The sequence below is a fragment of the Levilactobacillus paucivorans genome (genome assembly GCF_001437125.1).
Lineage (GTDB): Bacteria > Bacillota > Bacilli > Lactobacillales > Lactobacillaceae > Levilactobacillus > Levilactobacillus paucivorans.
Genome location: NZ_JQCA01000137.1, coordinates 1 through 1482, shown reverse-complemented (window position 1 = coordinate 1482; position 1482 = coordinate 1). Strand labels below are relative to the sequence as shown.

The window sequence follows — 1482 nt, the reverse complement described above, 5'->3', positions numbered from 1 at the left end:
CAAAAACGATCAACCTAATAACTAGGCCGATCGTTTTTATTTTCTGGATCATTTTTAGGCTTTACTTCTGGGTTTTGATCTGCAAAATTTTGTAACTGCTTTTGCACCTTTTCTGGATAAGTAATATTTTGGTTTATCCAAGGAAAATGCCTCAAATCATTCTTAAAAACTTGTCCCTTCTCTCTTGCATAAACAGAGGTAAACTTTTCGCTATTATCATATATCATGACCTTATCAGATTTAAAGGCCACTAATGGCAAATTATGTTTGGATTGCTGATAACGTTTCTTGATCGTTGCTACTGGAACACCGTGGCCACCTTTTTGTACCCGTTCGTTGACCCTTTGGATAGCTAAATTTTCATCTCGCAAAGCAACATATAATAAAGTCACTTCAAAGCCATTTTTGTGAGCTTTGCCTCTACCTGCCAGTGTTGTTTCTACGTGAATACTTTGCTGGTGATCTAAAGCATAGTGTAGTTGTTTGATTTCTTCTTTCATGACTTTTAAGTTGTCACTATCTTTATGCCAATCGCCACCCATTTGTCTTAAAAGTTCATCAGCGTTAATCCGTTTTGTTTTGTCAAACAAGATGGGAAATGTATCGTATAGCGTACTTTTTCCTGCTCCGTTAATACCAGCAACAATTATATATTGGGGTTTATCTATCAACGGACAAAGTCCTTTCGCTTAATAACCTCATCTTGCCTTTTATCTAAAAAGTAGGTATATAAAGCGTCATATACTTTGCGCTTTTCTGGATCTGGCTCATGTAATGACTTATCAAGTAAATCTTTTAAATCAGTTTCTTTGGCAATTTCAAAAAAGTCATTAATTGTGATTGTATCTTTCATGTTCATCACACTTCCAAGTTATTAATTTATTTAATCTGATAAGCCATTAGTCCTCATCTGGATCATTGAGCCAATCAGCGACTTCTTTAGCGTCTTTGAACTCTGTTACTGGTGTCTCTTTGGTAGCCTTTAAAAGGCTTAAATTAGCTCTTTCGGCTTCGCTCAGGGCTGGTTTAAACGGTAATGATGCGTCAGCTACGATCCGCTTATAAAACATATTGATCGCGGTAGTTGGGTTTAGACCTAACTGGCTTAAAACGGCTTCGGTATTATCTGCCAATTCTTTGTCAATCTGGACTTGTACGCGTTTCTTTTCCTTAACTACCATGATTTTCTCGCCCCCCTTTATTACTACTCACATTATACTAATCTTTGAGTACCATCTCAATTAGCCTGCTTCTTTAAAAGTTGTGAATTTAAGTTTGCTGTCCTTTCCGCAATGGCGCTTATACAACGTTCCTAAAGTGCCCGTAAGCGCATTTTAAAACTCGTTTAATATAGTTATGCTCTATCTGTTTAAAACAGTTTAAACGGCCTTATATAGCTTTTTAGTTTTAAGCACGCTCATCGTTAGGGTGTTTGGCCGCATATTCTCTAGCCGCTTGTTTATTCCACCAAACGCCAAATAG

The 1482-nt window shown here is 37.0% G+C and carries 3 protein-coding genes and 1 pseudogene; all 4 read right to left on the bottom strand.

Translation table 11 applies throughout. The features are described 5' to 3' along the window. Window positions 1–14 precede the first annotated feature (14 nt). Window positions 15–671 carry an ATPase gene (locus IV54_RS09650; protein WP_057879132.1) on the bottom strand — a complete coding sequence of 219 codons (657 nt, stop codon included), beginning with the start codon at window positions 669–671 and terminating at the stop codon, window positions 15–17. After that, complete coding sequence (locus IV54_RS09645; protein WP_010620892.1) at window positions 668–853, bottom strand: hypothetical protein; 186 nt, start codon at window positions 851–853, stop codon at window positions 668–670. Before IV54_RS09645 ends, IV54_RS09650 begins: the two co-directional genes overlap by 4 nt. Before the next feature lie 46 nt (window positions 854–899). Continuing rightward, window positions 900–1181, bottom strand: a complete 282-nt coding sequence (locus IV54_RS09640; RefSeq protein ID WP_057879131.1) for a type II toxin-antitoxin system RelB/DinJ family antitoxin — start codon at window positions 1179–1181, stop codon at window positions 900–902. A 226-nt stretch (window positions 1182–1407) separates the two neighbouring features. Next, window positions 1408–1482 (bottom strand): annotated as a pseudogene (locus IV54_RS12235) (replication protein); the annotation flags it as partial.

Bases quoted from the DNA above. Each gene is read 5' to 3' on its own strand.
- IV54_RS09645 (WP_010620892.1), bottom strand. From the start codon at position 853: ATGAAAGATACAATCACAATTAATGACTTTTTTGAAATTGCCAAAGAA.
- IV54_RS09640 (WP_057879131.1), bottom strand. From the start codon at position 1,181: ATGGTAGTTAAGGAAAAGAAACGCGTACAAGTCCAGATTGACAAAGAA.